17 protein-coding genes, 2 tRNA genes and 1 pseudogene are annotated in these 15,573 nt (G+C 66.4%); 9 read left to right on the top strand and 11 right to left on the bottom strand.

Annotated features, from left to right (window positions below):
• Complete coding sequence (locus ABZ863_RS02015) at nucleotides 1–567, bottom strand: bacterial proteasome activator family protein (RefSeq protein ID WP_358529859.1); 567 nt, start codon at nucleotides 565–567, stop codon at nucleotides 1–3.
• A gap of 143 nt (nucleotides 568–710) precedes the next feature.
• On the opposite strand from ABZ863_RS02015, the gene ABZ863_RS02010 reads away from it, so the two are divergent.
• Nucleotides 711–1,910: a cysteine desulfurase-like protein gene (locus tag ABZ863_RS02010; RefSeq protein ID WP_358529856.1), complete on the top strand. Its 1,200-nt coding sequence runs from the start codon at nucleotides 711–713 to the stop codon at nucleotides 1,908–1,910.
• Here the strand turns inward: ABZ863_RS02010 and ABZ863_RS02005 are convergent.
• Nucleotides 1,907–2,893, bottom strand: a complete 987-nt coding sequence (locus ABZ863_RS02005) for an NAD(P)H-quinone oxidoreductase (protein ID WP_358529853.1) — start codon at nucleotides 2,891–2,893, stop codon at nucleotides 1,907–1,909. The genes ABZ863_RS02010 and ABZ863_RS02005 overlap by 4 nt on opposite strands.
• A gap of 120 nt (nucleotides 2,894–3,013) precedes the next feature.
• Here ABZ863_RS02005 and ABZ863_RS02000 point away from each other — a divergent pair, with 120 nt between their 5' ends.
• On the top strand, nucleotides 3,014–4,537 hold the full coding sequence (locus tag ABZ863_RS02000; protein ID WP_358529850.1) for a M28 family metallopeptidase: 1,524 nt from the start codon (nucleotides 3,014–3,016) through the stop codon (nucleotides 4,535–4,537).
• 72 nt (nucleotides 4,538–4,609) lie between these two features.
• On the opposite strand, the gene ABZ863_RS01995 is transcribed toward ABZ863_RS02000, so the two are convergent.
• Nucleotides 4,610–5,521: a neutral zinc metallopeptidase gene (locus tag ABZ863_RS01995; RefSeq protein WP_358529847.1), complete on the bottom strand. Its 912-nt coding sequence runs from the start codon at nucleotides 5,519–5,521 to the stop codon at nucleotides 4,610–4,612.
• Nucleotides 5,522–5,896: 375 nt separating this feature from the next.
• Between ABZ863_RS01995 and ABZ863_RS01990 the strand changes: the two genes are divergently transcribed.
• Nucleotides 5,897–6,373, top strand: a complete 477-nt coding sequence (locus ABZ863_RS01990) for a MarR family transcriptional regulator (protein WP_358529844.1) — start codon at nucleotides 5,897–5,899, stop codon at nucleotides 6,371–6,373.
• Nucleotides 6,374–6,393: 20 nt separating this feature from the next.
• A tRNA-Ser gene (locus ABZ863_RS01985) sits at nucleotides 6,394–6,478 on the top strand.
• Nucleotides 6,479–6,530: 52 nt separating this feature from the next.
• On the opposite strand, the pseudogene ABZ863_RS01980 reads toward ABZ863_RS01985, so the two are convergent.
• From ABZ863_RS01980 to ABZ863_RS01965, 4 genes and pseudogenes are all read right to left on the bottom strand, one after another.
• Nucleotides 6,531–6,839 (bottom strand): annotated as a pseudogene (locus ABZ863_RS01980) (tyrosine-type recombinase/integrase); the annotation flags it as partial.
• Complete coding sequence (locus tag ABZ863_RS01975) at nucleotides 6,754–7,068, bottom strand: helix-turn-helix transcriptional regulator (protein ID WP_358530483.1); 315 nt, start codon at nucleotides 7,066–7,068, stop codon at nucleotides 6,754–6,756. The gene ABZ863_RS01975 and the pseudogene ABZ863_RS01980, both read right to left, overlap by 86 nt.
• Nucleotides 7,069–7,184: 116 nt before the next feature.
• A protein-coding gene (locus ABZ863_RS01970; RefSeq protein WP_358529841.1) for an IS5 family transposase occupies nucleotides 7,185–7,990 on the bottom strand; the annotation gives its coding sequence in 2 pieces (ribosomal slippage) (nucleotides 7,185–7,645 and nucleotides 7,645–7,990; 807 coding nt in all).
• Nucleotides 7,991–8,044: 54 nt separating this feature from the next.
• The gene (locus ABZ863_RS01965) at nucleotides 8,045–9,388 is read right to left on the bottom strand and encodes a Fic family protein (RefSeq protein ID WP_358529838.1); all 1,344 of its coding nucleotides are present in this window, start codon (nucleotides 9,386–9,388) and stop codon (nucleotides 8,045–8,047) included.
• Nucleotides 9,389–9,794: 406 nt separating this feature from the next.
• On the opposite strand from ABZ863_RS01965, the gene ABZ863_RS01960 reads away from it, so the two are divergent.
• Together ABZ863_RS01960 and ABZ863_RS01955 are read left to right on the top strand one after the other, a co-directional pair.
• Nucleotides 9,795–9,887: transfer RNA gene (locus tag ABZ863_RS01960), tRNA-Ser, on the top strand.
• 167 nt (nucleotides 9,888–10,054) lie between these two features.
• Nucleotides 10,055–10,501 carry a DUF1801 domain-containing protein gene (locus ABZ863_RS01955; protein WP_358529835.1) on the top strand — a complete coding sequence of 149 codons (447 nt, stop codon included), beginning with the start codon at nucleotides 10,055–10,057 and terminating at the stop codon, nucleotides 10,499–10,501.
• A 215-nt stretch (nucleotides 10,502–10,716) separates the two neighbouring features.
• On the opposite strand, the gene ABZ863_RS01950 is transcribed toward ABZ863_RS01955, so the two are convergent.
• Nucleotides 10,717–11,616 (bottom strand): LLM class flavin-dependent oxidoreductase, encoded by a 900-nt coding sequence (locus ABZ863_RS01950; protein WP_358529832.1) that lies wholly within the window; start codon nucleotides 11,614–11,616, stop codon nucleotides 10,717–10,719.
• A 158-nt stretch (nucleotides 11,617–11,774) separates the two neighbouring features.
• On the opposite strand from ABZ863_RS01950, the gene ABZ863_RS01945 reads away from it, so the two are divergent.
• The gene (locus tag ABZ863_RS01945; protein ID WP_358529829.1) at nucleotides 11,775–12,233 is read left to right on the top strand and encodes a LuxR C-terminal-related transcriptional regulator; all 459 of its coding nucleotides are present in this window, start codon (nucleotides 11,775–11,777) and stop codon (nucleotides 12,231–12,233) included.
• A gap of 1 nt (nucleotide 12,234) precedes the next feature.
• On the opposite strand, the gene ABZ863_RS01940 is transcribed toward ABZ863_RS01945, so the two are convergent.
• Both ABZ863_RS01940 and ABZ863_RS01935 read right to left on the bottom strand, forming a co-directional pair.
• Nucleotides 12,235–12,828, bottom strand: coding sequence for an ImmA/IrrE family metallo-endopeptidase (locus ABZ863_RS01940; protein ID WP_358529827.1), 594 nt, complete (start codon nucleotides 12,826–12,828; stop codon nucleotides 12,235–12,237).
• 1 nt (nucleotide 12,829) lies between these two features.
• The gene (locus ABZ863_RS01935; protein ID WP_358529824.1) at nucleotides 12,830–13,201 is read right to left on the bottom strand and encodes a helix-turn-helix domain-containing protein; all 372 of its coding nucleotides are present in this window, start codon (nucleotides 13,199–13,201) and stop codon (nucleotides 12,830–12,832) included.
• A gap of 115 nt (nucleotides 13,202–13,316) precedes the next feature.
• Here ABZ863_RS01935 and ABZ863_RS01930 point away from each other — a divergent pair, with 115 nt between their 5' ends.
• Together ABZ863_RS01930 and ABZ863_RS01925 are read left to right on the top strand one after the other, a co-directional pair.
• Nucleotides 13,317–13,538: a DUF2188 domain-containing protein gene (locus ABZ863_RS01930; RefSeq protein WP_358529823.1), complete on the top strand. Its 222-nt coding sequence runs from the start codon at nucleotides 13,317–13,319 to the stop codon at nucleotides 13,536–13,538.
• Nucleotides 13,539–13,665: 127 nt separating this feature from the next.
• Nucleotides 13,666–14,835: a glycoside hydrolase family 3 N-terminal domain-containing protein gene (locus ABZ863_RS01925; RefSeq protein ID WP_358529820.1), complete on the top strand. Its 1,170-nt coding sequence runs from the start codon at nucleotides 13,666–13,668 to the stop codon at nucleotides 14,833–14,835.
• A gap of 10 nt (nucleotides 14,836–14,845) precedes the next feature.
• Here the strand turns inward: ABZ863_RS01925 and ABZ863_RS01920 are convergent, their stop codons facing one another.
• A complete protein-coding gene (locus ABZ863_RS01920; RefSeq protein WP_358529817.1) occupies nucleotides 14,846–15,256 on the bottom strand; it encodes an SsgA family sporulation/cell division regulator in 411 nt (136 codons plus the stop codon).
• Between the last annotated feature and the right edge of the window lie 317 nt (nucleotides 15,257–15,573).

The raw sequence follows: 15,573 nt of genomic DNA, 5'->3' as shown, positions 1-15,573 counted from the left end.
TCAGAGGTACTGCCCGGGGTTGCCGATACCGGGACCGGACTCGGTACCGCCGCTGCCCGGCGGCAGTCCCCGGCGCATGTGCTCCAGTTGCACGCGCGCGGCCATCTGCTGCGCGAACAGCGCGGTCTGAATACCGTGGAACAGACCTTCCAGCCAGCCCACGAGCTGCGCCTGTGCGATCCGCAGCTCCGCGTCCGACGGCGTGGAGTCGTCCGTGAACGGTGAGACCAGGCGTTCCAGTTCACTCTGCAGCTCAGGGGCCAGCGCCTGCTCCAGCTCCTTGATGGAGGTCGCGTGGATCTCGCGCAGCCGGTTACGGCTCGCGTCGTCCAGCGGAGCGACCCGCACCTCCTCGAGGAGCTGCTTGATCATCGTGCCAATGCGCATGACCTTCGCCGGCTCTTCGACCATGTCGCCCACCGACTCGTTCTTGTCGTTCTCCGCACCAGGGCCGATTCGCGCTGTACCCAGCGGAGCGCCGTCAGGTCCAACGACCACCACGTGGTGTGATTGCTCACCCTCCTGGTTACCCATTGTGTGCGAATTCGGATAATTCGGCTCGGTCATATGCTCCATCCTGGCTCACTTCTGAAACCGTGCACAGCGCTTCGGCACACCTGACATCCGAGCGTAGCCGGAACCGTCGCTGCCCGTGTTCACCAGGGCAACCCCGGACGCAGGGCGAAACTACGGCTCCGTACGGTGTCTGCATGGCGTTTGACGTCGCTCGGATACGTGGGTTGTTTCCCGCACTGGGTGACGGCTGGATTCACTTCGACGGTGGAACCGGAATGCTGGTACCCGAGCAGGTCGCCTCGGCCGTCTCGACCGCGATGCGGGCTCCGGTTTCCGGACCGGGCGGGGCATTTCCGGCCTCCCAGCGCGCGGAGAGCATCGTGGCTGCGGCCCGTCGCGCGGTGGCGGATCTGCTCGGCGCGGAGCCCGACGGGGTCGTGCTCGGCCCGAGCGCATCGGTGCTGCTCGCCCGTCTCGTGGACGCACTGTCCGAGCGATGGACCCTCGGGGACGAGGTCGTGGTGTCCCGGTTGGACGAGCAGGCCAACATCGGGCCATGGCAGCGCGCCGCCAAGCGCATCGGCGCCGCCGTCCGCTGGGGCGAGATCGACATCGAGAACTGCGAGCTGCCCGCCTGGCAGTACGAGAACCTCGTCAACGCGCGCACCAAGGCGGTGTCGCTCACCTGCGCGTCCGGCTCGGTGGGCACCCGGCCCGATGTGCCGACCGTCGTCGAGATCGCGAAGCGGGTCGGCGCGCTCGTCGTCGTCGACGCCACCTACGCGGCGCCGTTCGTGCCGCTGGACCTCAACGCCCTCGGCGCGGACGTGGTCGTGGTGTCCGCGCAGGCGTGGGGTGGCCCCGCGGTCGGCGCGCTCGTGTTCCGCGACCCCGAACTGCTGGAACGGCTGCCGTCGGCGTCGCTGGAACCCAACGCCCGCGGCGCGGCACGGCTGGAGCTCGGGCCACACGCGTACCCGTTGCTCGCCGGGCTGATCGCCTCCATCGACTACCTCGCCGGCCTCGACGACGCCGCCACCGGCTCCCGTAGGGAACGCCTGCTCACCTCGCTCGGCTCGGCGAAGTCGTATCACGCGGGCCTGCTCGCTCAGCTGTCCACCGAGCTGCGCTCATTGCGGCACGTGATGGTCATCGGTGACGCCATGCGGCGCATTCCGGCGCTGGCGTTCGCGGTGGCCGACCGCAAGGCCGGCGAGGTCGCGGAGTACCTGGCGTCGCAGGGGCTCTGCGCGTTCGCCGACCAGGGTACGAGTGGCGTGTTCGCGGCACTCGGCGTCGGTGAGGTGGGCGGTGCGGTGCGCATCGGCCTCGCGCACTACTCCAACGTTTTCGAGATCAACCAGCTGGTGCGGGTGCTCGAACAGCTGCGCTAGGCCGTCTGGGACTTCGCCGTCAGCACGATCTTGCCGAAGACGCCGCCCTCAGCCAGCATGCGGTGCGCGGCCGCCGCCTCCGCGAGCGGCAGCACCTGACCGATCACCGGCCGCACCGAACCGTCGGCCACCAGCGGCCACAGGCGCTCGCGGACATCGGCGACGATCTCGCCCTTCTCCGCCACAGGGCGGGCCCGCAGGGTCGTGGCCGCCACGCTGCCGCGCTTGGCGATGAGCTTGCCGAGGTTCAGCTCGCCCTTCACACCGCCCTGCAGGCCGATCACGACCAGCCGCCCGCCGATGGCGAGCGCGTTGACGTTGCGGTCGAGGTACTTGGCGCCCATGTTGTCGAGGATGACGTCGGCGCCGCCGGTCTCCTTCTTCAGCTCCTCGACGAAGTCCTGCTCGCGGTAGTTGATCGCGATGTCGGCACCCAGCTGGCGGCAACGTTCCAGCCGCTCCGCCGACCCGGCTGTGACGGCGACGGTCGCACCGAGCGCCTTGCCGACCTGGATGGCATGCGTGCCGATACCGCCGGCACCGCCGTGCACGAGCAGGACGTCGTCCTCGGCCAGTCCGGCGAGCATGACCACGTTCGACCACACGGTGCAGGCGACCTCGGGCAGCCCGGCCGCCGAGAACAACCCCACCTCGCCCGGCACCGGCAGCAACTGCACGGCAGGCACGGCGACCTTCTCCGCGTACCCGCCGCCGGAGAGCAGCGCGCACACCTCGTCGCCGGCCTGCCAACCCTCGACGCCGGCGCCGAGCTCGACGATCGTGCCCGAGCACTCGAGGCCGAGGATGTCGCTTGCTCCGCGCGGCGGCGCGTAGTTGCCCTGCCGCTGCAACAGGTCCGCCCGGTTCACCGCGGTTGCGGCAACGTCGATGAGCACCTCGCCGGGGCCAGGAGCAGGGTCGGCGACGTTGGTCCATTCCAGATTCTCCGGGCCACCCGGCTCGCGGATCGTGATCGCGCGCATGGCCTGACCCTATGCCACGGAACCGGATTCGCGGGCGGTGAATGTTCCTACGATTGGCTCTTGACCTCGTGAGCTGGACACACCAAAGTGACGATCTTCAGTCACGAAGGGGACGTGTCCATGGCATCAAGCAGAGGGAAGCTCAGACCTGCCGTCGTCATCGCGGCGTGCGCGGGCCTGGTTCTCAGCGGCGCCGCCACCGCGGCCGCCGCGCCCGCGAAGAGTACCCAGCTCGCCGACCAGCTGGCCAAGAAGGTCGATATCGGCAACATCAACCGGCATCTGATCGCGTTGCAGCGGATCGCCGACAGCAGCGGCGGCAATCGCGCCGCGAGCACTGTCGGCCACGAGCGGTCGGCCGAGTACGTCGCCGGCAAGCTCGAGGCGGCCGGGTACACCGTGACGCGCCAGGAGTTCCCGTTCGTCTACACGGAGACGCTGGCGGAAGGCCTCGCGGTGGCCGGTACCGAGGTGCCGATCATCATCATGGAGTACAGCCCGTCCACGCCCGATGGGGGCATCACGGCACCGCTCGCGGTGGTCGAGTCGGACGACATGCCCGGTTGCGAGGTCGATGACTACGCCGACGTCACCGGCAAGATCGCGCTGATCGAGCGCGGTGGCTGCCCGTTCGCGCAGAAGCAGGCGGCCGCGGCGGACGCGGGCGCGGTCGGCGCGATCATTTACAACAACGCCGAGGGCCCGGTGAACGGGACGCTCGGTGACCCCTCGGCAGGCCGCATCCCGACCGGCGGCATCACCAAGGCCGACGGCGAGGCGCTGGCCGCGCAGGGCGGTGCCGAGACCACGCTGGAGCTGCGGGCGTTCCGCGAGGATCGCACCAGCTACAACGTCATCGCAGAGACCAAGACCGGCCGCAAGGACAACGTCGTGGTGGCAGGCGCGCACCTCGACGGCGCGACCGCGGGCGCTGGCATCAACGACAACGGCTCGGGTTCGGCCGCGTTGCTGGAGACCGCGCTGCAGCTGGGCGGCAGCCCCAAGGTCAACAACGCGGTGCGGTTCGCCTGGTGGAGCGCGGAGGAGAACGGCCTGGTCGGCTCGACCCACTACGTCAACTCCCTGTCGTTCGAGCAGCAGCTCGACATCGCGCTGTACCTGAACTTCGACATGATCGGCTCGCCGAACGCGGGGTACTTCGTCTACGACGGTGACAACTCCGACGGCGAGGGCGCGGGGCCGGGGCCGTACGGCTCGGCACAGATCGAGCAGGCCTTCATCGGCGCGCTGGCCAGCCGGGGCATCGAGACGGAGGGCACCGACTTCGACGGTCGATCCGACTACGGCGAGTTCATCGCGGTCGGCATCCCGGCCGGTGGCCTGTTCACCGGCGCGGAAGGCATCAAGACCGAGGAGCAGGCCGCGAAGTGGGGCGGCGAGGCGGGTGCCGCCTTCGACGACTGCTACCACCGGGCATGCGACAACCTCGGCAACGTGGACCGCGTCGCCCTCGACCGCAACGCCGACGCGATGGCGTGGGTCACCGGCAAGTACGCGATCAGCACCGAGGAGGTGAACGGCGTGGCACCGACCAACGGCAAGAGCCGCGCCGAGGTGGCCAAGCAGCGTGGCGCACAGCGCACGCTGGTCGCCACCGCTGATTCGGCGACCGCAGCCGCCTGAGTGAACTGACACGGCGAAAGCCCCGTTACCGGCGACAAGGGTCGCCGGTAACGGGGCTTTGGCATGCGCGGGCTAGCCGAGCTCGGCCGTGCGGAAGGTGTTGCAGCGCGCCGGGTCACCCGTGGTGTATCCGGTGCGGAACCAGCGTTCCCGCTGCGCCGAGGTGCCGTGGGTGAAGGTCGACTCGTCGACGGTGCCGCCGCCGAGCTCCCGCTGGATGAAGTCGTCGCCGATGCGGCCCGCGGTGTCCAGCGCGCCGGCGATGTCCTCCTCGGTCACGTCGGTGATGAGGGGCATGCCGTTCTCGGTGGGCGTCGTCGTGGCGTGGTTGGCCCACACGCCTGCGTAGCAGTCGGCCTGCAGCTCCAGCCGCACGCCGTCGGACTCGGGGCCTGCGCCGCCGCGGACCCGCGCCGAGGTACCGAGCAGGTTCTGCACGTGGTGGCCGTACTCGTGGGCGAGCACGTAGGCCTCTGAGAACAGGCCGCCCGTCGCGCCGAACCGCTGGCGCAGCTCGTCGAAGAACGTCAGATCGATGTACACGCCGCTGTCGGCGGGGCAGTAGAACGGACCGACATCCGAGGTCGCGCTTCCGCAACCGGTGCCGACACCGCCGTTGAAGAACGTCGTCGTCGACTCGTGGTAGGTCCGTCCGGTGCGGGTGAACTGGCCGGTCCAGTAGTCCTGAATGGAATTGACGATGGCCACGACCGCGCAGTCGTGGTCGTTGTTGGCGTCGGCACCGGTGCGGCACGAGTCGGCCAGCGCGCCGCTGTTCACCTGTTGATCCGAGCCAGCGTCCCCCAGCCCGAGCGGCCCGGTCGAGATCCCGCCGAACTGCGCCAGCAACACGTAGACCAACACACCGACCAGGCCGAGCCCACCACCGCCGAGAACTACCCGGCCGCCGACGCCACCACCGCCGCTCCCGCGCAGATCACGGACCTCGGAGGCGTCCAGTCCGGCGTTGTCGTTGAATCTCACGAGCGCCGACAATAACCGAACGCCTGGGTGCGGTTCGGCCGATCACCGCCGCACCCAGGCCTACCGAGGTTGTCCAGTTGCCTTGCGGTCGACCGCCTAGCGGGCCGCGGGACGCGGACCCTCACTGCTCACAGTTCGCGAGTGAGTCGGGTCAAGCCACCCCACCCGCGGGGACACAGCAGGCGAACGACCAGGCGGAAATCTTCGTCACAGCACCACCTGACCCTTTCCCGGTGGACCGCCGAATCGGCACTCCGGGTGGAGCCCGTGATTCGGTGCGACTCCTCCGTAGTTCAAGCATCCCCCTTTCGGAGCAGCCTCACAACCAGGTGTCCGTGACGGGAACACGCTCGGTAGGTCCTACTGTGCGTGAACATGACCGAGGTTCCTGGCGACGTCCGGTGGCTCTCCGAAACGGAGATGACCGCATGGCGGTCCTACATCGTGTCGACGATGCGGTTGCGCCAGCGACTGCACCGTGAGCTCGTGGAGGAGCACGACGTCTCACTGGTGGACTACGAGGTGCTGGTGTGCTTGTCGATGTCGCCGGAGCATCGCCTGCGGATGACCGAGCTGGCGGCGATGCTCGGGTCGACGAAGAGCCGGCTGTCCCACCAGGTCGGGCGCATGGAGGAGGCGGGTTACGTCCGCCGAGGCAGGGACCCCGAGGATCGGCGCGGGGTGGCCGCCGAGCTCACCAGGAACGGTCTCGCTCTGCTGGAAACGGCCGCGCCGACCCATGTGGCGGGCGTGCGGGCGCACCTGATCGACCTCATGAGCACCGCTGAGCAGGTCACGATGGGCACGGTCTTCTCCCGGGTACTCGCACACCTGGAAGACATCGAGGACTGAGGCGTTAGTCTGTCCGGCGGGGAAGCGTGGCAGAGCGGCCGAATGCACTCGCCTTGAAAGCGAGCGTGGGGCAACCCACCGGGGGTTCAAATCCCTCCGCTTCCGCACCGTTTACCAGGGCGGACGCCGCGGGCGTCTGCCCTGGTCTCATTTGCTGTCAGGCCGCGCCGTCGTCGCGCTTGTCGTGAGCCTCGCCTTGCTCCCAAAGGTGGCCACCAACCTGGTCCGCGATCGCGCGGCGGACGCGGTCCGTGATGTGCTGGTATCGCTTGGCCATGTTGGTGCTTGACCAGCCCATCACGCCCATCCTGGCGCGGTGGTTGATCCCCAGCTCGAGCAGGACGGTGGCCACCGTGTGCCGGGCGCCGTGCAACCGTGCGTCACGCACGTTTGCGTCGGCAAGCAGCCGCTTCCAGTGGAACTGGTCTCTGCGCGCGTTGAGCTTCCGGCCCAACTCGTCGGCGAAGACAGCTCTTGCGTGACATGCGGGGCGCCACGAGTCGCGCTGACCTGCTCAGGCTTGGGGATGGCGTCGGGGGAGGGGTCGGGCAGAATGCCCAGCCGCTCCGGGGGATATGCAGCTTCGACGCGATCGACCGCAGCTCAGCCAGGCCGGGCACGAGCTTGCCCTTTTCGGCCTTCGACACCCACGACTGGGTGGTGTTCAGCAGGTCAGCAACCTCTTGCTGGGTCAGGCTGTGGTGCGGTACCAGCGGATCACCTTACCGGTGTCGGAACCCGTCTGGGGTGTCGTTCGGTACAACTGCTCACGTGCCTAAAGCGCAGGCTTTTGGTGTACTTAGAGCTTGTCTCACTTGGTGAGTTTCTTGTAGCAGGTGATGGCGGCGCCGAGGGTTAGGAAGGCGAGGTAGTGGCTGGGTTTGCGTTCGTAGCGGATGGTCAGTCGCCGGTAGCCGGTCAGCCAGGCGATCGTTCTTTCGATCACCCACCGGTGTTTGCCGAGTTTGTCGCCGGATTCGATGCCCTTGCGGGCGATGCGCGGGATGATCCGGCGCTGGCGGAGCCAGTCGCGCAGGCCGGGGATGTCATAGGCCTTGTCGGCGTGTAGCTTGGCGGGCTTGCGGCGCCGTGGTCCGCGGCGGGAGCGGATGGCGGGGATCGCGTTGACCAGGGGTTTGAGGGCGTGGCTGTCGTGGGTGTTGGCCGCGGAGATGCCGACGGCAAGGGGCAGGCCGGCCCGGTCGGACAGCGCGTGGATCTTCGAGCCGGGTTTGCCGCGGTCGACGGGGTTCGGGCCGGTTAGTCCGCCCCTTTTTTGGCCCTGACGGATGCTCCGTCGAGGACCGCCCGAGACCAGTCGATCATGCCTTGGCTGCCCAGTTCGTCCAGCACCGCCCGGTGCACGTCGCGCCACAGCCCGGCGGCCGTCCACTCGGCGAACCGGCGATGTGCAGTGGGTACCGTGACCCCGAAGCTGGGCGGGAGATGCCGCCAGGCACACCCGCTGGTCAGCACGAACACAATCGCGGTGAACACCGCCCGATCGTCCACCCGGGACATGCCACCACCCTGTGGGCGCGTCTTTCCCGGCGGGATGAGCGGTTCCACCAACGCCCACAACTCGTCGGGCACCAGCCGCCGCGACAACTCGTCCATCACAAGTCATGATCTTGCCCCGCACCTCAACCAACATCCAACTGAGACACGCCCTTAGTGCTGATCGAGTTGTTCAAGTAGGTTAGGCGCGGGGACCCAGGCATGTTGTTTTCCTGCTTTGGCGCGTGATAGGAGCCCGCGTTGCTCTAGGTAGAGCAGGTCCTTTCGCGCGGTCTCGCCCGAGACCCCATGGCTAGTAGCATGCGACACGGCGGTATAGCGCTGATTCGGGTGATTGGCAGCATTGTTTAATACCGCCATTTGGCGATGATTAAACTCACCTGGCTGGCGTGCCAGTGTAATTTGTAGCGTGCGGACCTCCTCCATCTTCTTTGTTAGATACGATTGGAGCTGATCTACCGCTCTCTGGACTACTTTGAGGTGGTAGATGTGGAAATACGTCAGATCGTTTGTGTCTTGTTCGGCGTACAAGTAACTTCGTGCATACTTGGTGGGAGATTCCTTGAGAATCTTGGAGACTGTCAGGAATTCGGTCAACCAGTAACCTTGATTCAACATGGACCAATAAAACAGTGTTCGAGCTGTCCGCCCATTTCCGTCTTCAAACGGGTGTTCATAGCCCAGCATAAAATGGACGGTTATCGCTCGCAGTACGGGTGGTAAGTAGCCTGGTCCCGTGTCGCCGTTCGCGAAGGTGCATAAGCGCTCTATGCGCTCTGGCAGGTCGCGGGCCGGCGGTGGCTTGTAGAGAAGTTTGTCTTGTTCGTCGCGAACGGTTATTCGCTCTTCGCCTGGTCGTTGAAACCGACCTGAAGCATCAGGGTTTTCTAGGGTTCCTTCTGTGACGATTCGGTGAATCTCGCATATCATGCCGGGCGTGAGCTTCTCTTTGCGGAGAGAGCCGATCATCCGCATCGCCCGAAAGTTGTTGAGAATCATCTTTTCGCTGACGGTCTGGGGTTCTCTTCCGGAGCGCAACATCTCCCTTGCGACGCCCCGCTCGGTCGATGCACCCTCTAGCTGACTGGAAGTGATTGCCTCCTCCATCAATGAGCTGACCAGGTATCGGTCACGTGTCTCGGAATTGGTGACCTGTTCACTCATGCTGATTTGGCCACTGGCATTCTTTGTGATTTGCTCTGAGAGTCGCAATACCTCATCTGGTAGTGCGTAAGTGAACGGGTTGCCGGCTGCGTCTAGAAGTGAAGTGCTTCGAAGTATCCCGTTTCTTCGGTTCCGGACCACGAACCACCATTCTTCTATGCTTAGATTCTCCGGATGTGTGTGGTATCGGAACTTGTCCCATGGAAGGTAAGCTTCTCCGCTGATATTCGCGGCGGCCTCATGGGTCATTATGTCCATGAAACGTTTCGGGTCGTCGTCTAAGAGCTTCTTGCCAATTTCGTCTAGATTTGGTGGCGGCATCGGGATCCTCAAGCTCCACCTCCTTTCTCCAACTTCAAGTCATCCTAGTAGTTGGAGTTCGGCTATGGCAGCATCAACTCCAAGTTGTTCCAAGTTGCTCCAACTCTTGGAGTTGGCGCCCCTTGGGGTTGGCTCGGTCGGCCCCCGCTGCTTCGCGTCCCTACTTCTGGGGCGCGAGAGCGGGGGTCGACACTAGATGTGGTGGGTAGGCCAGCGGTGGGTGTCAACTCCAAGTTGTTCCAAGTTGCTCCAACTCTTGGAGTTGGCGGCTCTAGATGCGCTTGATAGTCGCGGGCAAGGTGAACCGCGCAGATGGCATCATCGTTCGGGCACGACGACCCTGGTCTCATTCTTGGTCTCATTCGCCGCCGTACGCGGCCATCCGGCGAGGTACGCCACGACCGAAACATGCAGGTCAGCGGGTAGAAGAACCCTGGCGGTGGTCACATCGCACGCCTTGAAAGCGAGCGTGGGGCAACCCACCGGGGGTTCAAATCCCTCCGCTTCCGCACCGTTTACCAGGGCGGACGCCGCGGGCGTCTGCCCTGGTCTCATTAGCTCGCCATTGGCTGCCCCCACAAATGGCTCCCGAGTCGATCAGGATTCAAGAAGCCCACGGTGCCCGAAATGCGTAACGTCGCAACCACCGCACACTGATCAACAACAGGGGACACAGCGATGAGCACCAGGTCCAACGAGAGCGGCTTCTCCGAGCAAGAACGCGCGGCCATGAAGGAACGCGCCGCCGAGCTGAAGAAGGAGGCAAGCCGTGGTCGAGGCAACAAGGCCGCCGTCGCCGAAGCCGAGGTGCTGTCGAAGATTGAACAGATGGCCGAACCCGACCGCGCTGTAGCCGAACGCATCCACGCGATCGTCACCAGCAACGCCCCGGAGCTGTCGCCGAAGTTGTGGTACGGGCAGCCCGCATACGCGAGGAAAGGAAAGGTCGTGTGTTTCTTCCGCAGCGGTCACGATGACAAGGAGCGCTACTCGACCTTCGGGTTCACTCCCGAAGCCAACCTCGACGACGACAGCGGTCTGTGGCCGACCTCGTACGCCGTGACCGAGCTGACCGACGAGGCCGAGGAAAATATCGCTGTGCTCGTCAAGAAAGCCGTGAGCTGACAGCAACAACGGTGACGCCGGGCGACGCTGTTGTGGTCGTCATCCGGTGGTACCGGGGCGCCGGGAAGGCAGAAGAAAACCCAGCCCCGAAGGCTTGGGTGGTACACGCCGATCATTGTGTACGACGTTCGACAGCGCCGGACACACGCCGCGACGGGTACCGTGCTGTTACGACGCGTCGTAACAGCACGACTGCTTCCAGGAAGAGACCTCTCTCAACTCTCGCGTTCGGCGGTGACGAGTTCCCTTGTCGCGGGCGCGACTTCCGCCGCGAAGCGCTCGATGGTCGTCGGGTCGTCGGCCATGAGGATGTAGGAGCTGATTCCGTACTGGACGGTGATGTTGGCGAGCTGCTCCGCCCACTCGCTCGGCGGCCCGGCGAGCAGGCCCTTGCCCGATGAGGTGAACTCGCCCGAGATGTTCAGCATCCTGCGTACCGCCGCGGGTTGGCGGCCGGCCGCGTTGGCCGCCTCGTCGATGCGCGCGTTCATCCCGGCGAGGTCGGCCGGTCCGCCGGGCAGGTACGGCAGGGAAGGCAACCAGCCGTCGGCCGCGCGGCCGGTGAGCCCGAGCATCCTCGGTTTGTAGGCGCCGATCCAGATGCCGATGTCGTGCGCGGGTTTCGGGCCGCGTTTGGCGCCGTCGACCTGGTAGTAGGTGCCGTCGATGCGTACGCCGCCCCGCTCGTCGGTCGCCCAGATCGCTCGGATGATCCGGATCGCCTCGTCGAGTGCGATGACCGCCTGTGACCGGGTCAGCCTGCGGCCACCCATCGCCGCGATGGCGTCCCAGAAACCGCCGGCGCCGATGCCCAGTTCGAACCGGCCGCCACTCAGCAGATCGAGGCTGGCGGCGCTGCGGGCGAGCACCGCGGGTTGGCGCAGCGGCAGATTGAGCACGTTGCTACCGAGGCGAACTCGCTCGGTGCGTGCGGCCACATAGGACAGCAGGGTCCAGGTGTCATGAAAAGTCGGCTGGTATGGATGATCCTGGAACGTCACTAGGTCCAGACCGGCGTGGTCAGCCGTCACGGCGAGGTCGACGGCGCGCGTGACCGGTTGCACCGCAGGGGTGATGAATGCTCCGAACAGCAGGTCGTGCCCGTAGTCAGTCATGGGGTTCCCCGTTCAATGTCGTCGAAGTCCTCACCCCCACCGTAGGACCCGTAGTACCTACGTACTACAACGCGAATGTGCTCCCGGGACCGATGCCGGCTACCCGATCTCGTCCATAGCGTCGCCGGTATGACGAGCGACGTGTTCCCGCCACCTCGGTGGCCCCGACCATAGACACGGTCCTGCAGTCCTACGCCAAACATGTCGACGCGTTGCGGGTGGTTCGCGCGGAGCAGCGCGAGCTGTACGCGAGCGGCCTGCGGGCGCAACTGGACGACATCGAAGCGGAGCTCACCTACCTGCGGCTGCGGGAGACCCGGCCCGAGCAGGTGGTCGAGATCGGCTCGCTGCACGGCTGGTCGAGCGCATGGATCCTGCGTGCGCTGCGTGACAACGGCACCGGCCACCTGCTCACGACGGACCTGCGCGACGAAGCGAGCTTCACCGTGCCGCGCACGCGGGGGAGGTCCAACGCCGAGATCGCTGCGGAACTGGTGATCGCCGAGCAGACGGCGAAGACGCACATCAGCCGCATCCTCGCGAAACCGGGCCTTCGCGACCGCACGCAGGCGGTGATCTTCGCCTACGAGTCCGGTCTGGTCCGCCCGCCTGCCTAGCTCAGGCGCCGGCTCCGGCCACCAGCCGCCGAGGCCACTTCGCCTTGGCGCGCTGCGCGATCCGGCGCGCTCCGGTGGCGTTGAGCCGCCAGCGCGCCATGCTTTCGCTGATCCGGAAGTACCCGGCGACGGAGCGATCGGTCCAGCCACGGAATGCCGCCATGCGCGCGGCGTCACTGGGCAGCAGCAGCTCGCCGGACAGCTCCGCAGCTTCCAGCTCGATCTCCGACGACGACGAGCGGCAGACGTCCCGTCCGGTGAGCAGCACCTCGAACTCGTGTTCCAGGAGCACGTGCGCCATCTCGTGCGCGATGGTGGAGCGGCGGCGGTTGCGGTCGTGCACGTGGTTTTCGAGGATGACCCGGCCCGTGCCGACCGCGAGCAGTGCCCCGGAGAAGGCCCCGGCGGCCGGCCCGGTGAAATGGCGGACGGCCTCGACAGGCAGGGTTGGATCGCTGAGGTCATGGATCTCGATGCCGTACAGCTCGGCGAGGGCGTACGGATCGAGTGGAGCGAAGACGGCGACGCCCATTTCCTGGCGCACGTCCAGCGCGAGCCGCTTTGCCTCCGCCTTGAATCCACGCCGTAGGGGCACGTCAGTCCTCCCGATGGTCCACTTTGATGCGTCTCATCGTGGCTCCGATGATGTCCAGCAGGTATTCCTTGTCGGCTTCCGACAGGTCCTCCCTGGCCCTGAGCAGCAGGGCGACCTGGGTCTCCAGCGCGGGCACCCGCCGTGTACGCGGCTGCTCGTCCGGCCAGATCATGAAGTCCTCCGCGGGCGTGCCCAACCACTGCACCAGCGCGATGAACCCGTCGAGATCGGGCCGCTGCCGGTTGCCCATGCGGCTGAGCAGCGACGGGCTCACGCCGGATTCGTCCGCGAGTTGCCGCCACGACATACCCCGCGCCTTGCGCTGGGCATCGAGTGCGTCATAGAGCCGCTGCGCGTCCATCCGGCCTGTCATGTCCTACCCCTGTCGTGAATCGCCCCTTTTCACTATCACAGGGGTGTGTCAACTTCGCCGTAATGTTGCGGTAGCGATACTGTATTGCAGTAATGCAATCGATGGAAGGAGCGGCATGCCTCTGAGGCGATACGTGGTGGAGTTCGTGGTCTCACCGGACTCGCTGACCTGGTTGGTCAAGGACGGCGCCGAGGTGCTGTCACGGCACTGCCGCAAGCGCGACGCGGTACGCACGGCAGCGCGTGTCGCGCGTGCGAACGCGCCTAGCATCCTGACGATTCACCGGATGGATGGAACCTTCGAGGGCGAGCGAAGATACGGCTCGTCCGTGCGGTAGCGCAGCGGGGCACGCCGGCTACCGCCCGCACGGGGCGAGGCCCTGACCTGCGCGGCTGGAAAGGCGAGATGCCGCTGACCCGCACCGGTGCGACGTGGCGGGCAGCACACCGTACCGTGGGTGGGCGATGAAGCGATTCTTGCTGACGATTCTGTCCGCGTCCGTGCTCGCCGCGTGCGGCTCCACAGCCGGCACCCCGGCCAGTGCGCCAATTCCCGGCTCCGCGTCCTCCGCGCCGCCGCTGTCCTCGGTAACGCCGACCGCGTATGCCGATGCCCCCACCACCACGACGTCGCCGTCCGGGCCGAACTGCGAGCCCGTCATCGCTGCCATGACACCGCGTGAGCGCGTTGCGCAACTGCTGGTGGTCGGCGTCGACCCGAGCAACCCGGCCGCCGCGGCGGATCTGGTGCGCACCCAGCAGGTCGGTGGGATCTTCATCGGTGGAAACCCCACCGACCTGCTGACGAACAACGCGCTGGCCGCCGTGCAGGGGGGCGCGAAGGTCCGCATCTCGGTCGCGGTGGACGACGAGGGTGGTCGTGTGCAGCGCATCGACGAGCTCGACGGCCACATGCTGAGCGCGCGGGAGATGGCGCTCACCATGACGCCCGCCCAGGTTCGTGACCTCGCTGAACAGCGGGGTCGCGCGCTGCTGGCCCGCGGTGTCACCGTCGACTACGCGCCGGATGTCGACCTCACCGACCAGGCCGCCGGTGCGGCGATCGGTGACCGCTCGTTCAGCGCCGACCCGGCTGTGGCCCGGCAGTACGCGCTCGCGTTCGCCGAAGGTCTCGCCGCGGCCGGCGTACAGCCGGTGCTGAAGCACTTCCCGGGGCACGGCCGCGCGAGCGGTGACTCCCACACCGGGAGCGTGGTCACGCCACCGCTGGCGCAGCTGCGTACTCACGATCTGTTGCCCTACGACAAGATCGCCGAGTACGGGAATGTCGGTGTCATGGTGGGGCATCTGGAGGTGCCGGAGCTGACCGGTGGCGAGCCGGCTTCCCTGTCCCCGGCCGCGTACCAGCTGCTCCGTAACGACTACGGCTTCACGGGGCCTGTCGTCACCGACGACCTGGGCGCCATGCGGGCCGTTACGGATCGCTACCCGCTGCCCGAGGCCGTAGTGCGTGCGCTGAAGTCCGGCGCCGACCAGGCACTGTGGTCGGCCGGTGGCGCGGTCGGCCCCGTACTCGATCGTCTCGAGCAGGCCGTGGCCACGGGTGAGCTACCGGCCGCGCGCGTGCACGAGGCATTGCAGCGAGTACTGCTGGCCAAGCGAGCCTGCGCCTGAGTCGTGGCCGTCAGGGCCTGGCGGTCGTGAGAGCGTCGATGAGGGCGTCGAGATCGAGGTGTTCGCTTTCGGTGCCCGCGGCGACGATCTCGACGGTCGTCTCGGCAAACCGGCGGACCTCGTCGCGGTGAATCTCCACCACGGCGTAGCCGTCGGGCGACTCCAGTTCGAGAACGAGGAAGTTCTCGTCGGTCGCCAGGTCGGGGCGGATTCGGATGTCCCCGATTCCGGCAGGTTCGGTCAGCCCGGTGAGCAGGAGTTCGCGGGCGAACTCCCATTCCACCCATTCCCCGGGCTCGATCCGGAAGGCAAGTCCTACGGTGAACGGTGCCTCCGCCGAGTAGGAGAAGCGGGACAGCACAGGCGTGCTGCAGCCGTTGAGATACACGAACTGACTCTGCTGTACGGCGTTCTTGTGCACGGCACACTCCCGTCTGCCCGTGCCGCCCGCATGCTGCGTGCGGTCCTTCCCTTGGAAAGACGGCTGCCCGGCGGCGATGTGATGCGCCAATCGGGCGAATCTGGGGCGGTCAACTACCAGTAGCACGGAACTCTCCGTCACAGGCCAGTTCTCGTCCGGCCGAGTGGTTGAGATCAGCATATTGCTGACGTTCCCGGCTTTCGCAGTAACCAGAGCGAATTTCGTTCACTCGATAGAGTCGTGTTGGCCAAATAGTCGGGGTGGCCTCGTGACAGCCATGCGGAGCCGGGGGTAAACCAGCGATCGGGGCCTGGTTG

The organism is Saccharomonospora sp. NPDC046836 (assembly GCF_040645195.1).
In the GTDB taxonomy this organism is placed as follows: Bacteria; Actinomycetota; Actinomycetes; order Mycobacteriales; family Pseudonocardiaceae; genus Prauserella_A.
Note: the sequence above shows the minus strand (reverse complement) of the source record. Positions and strands in the feature narration are given on the sequence as shown.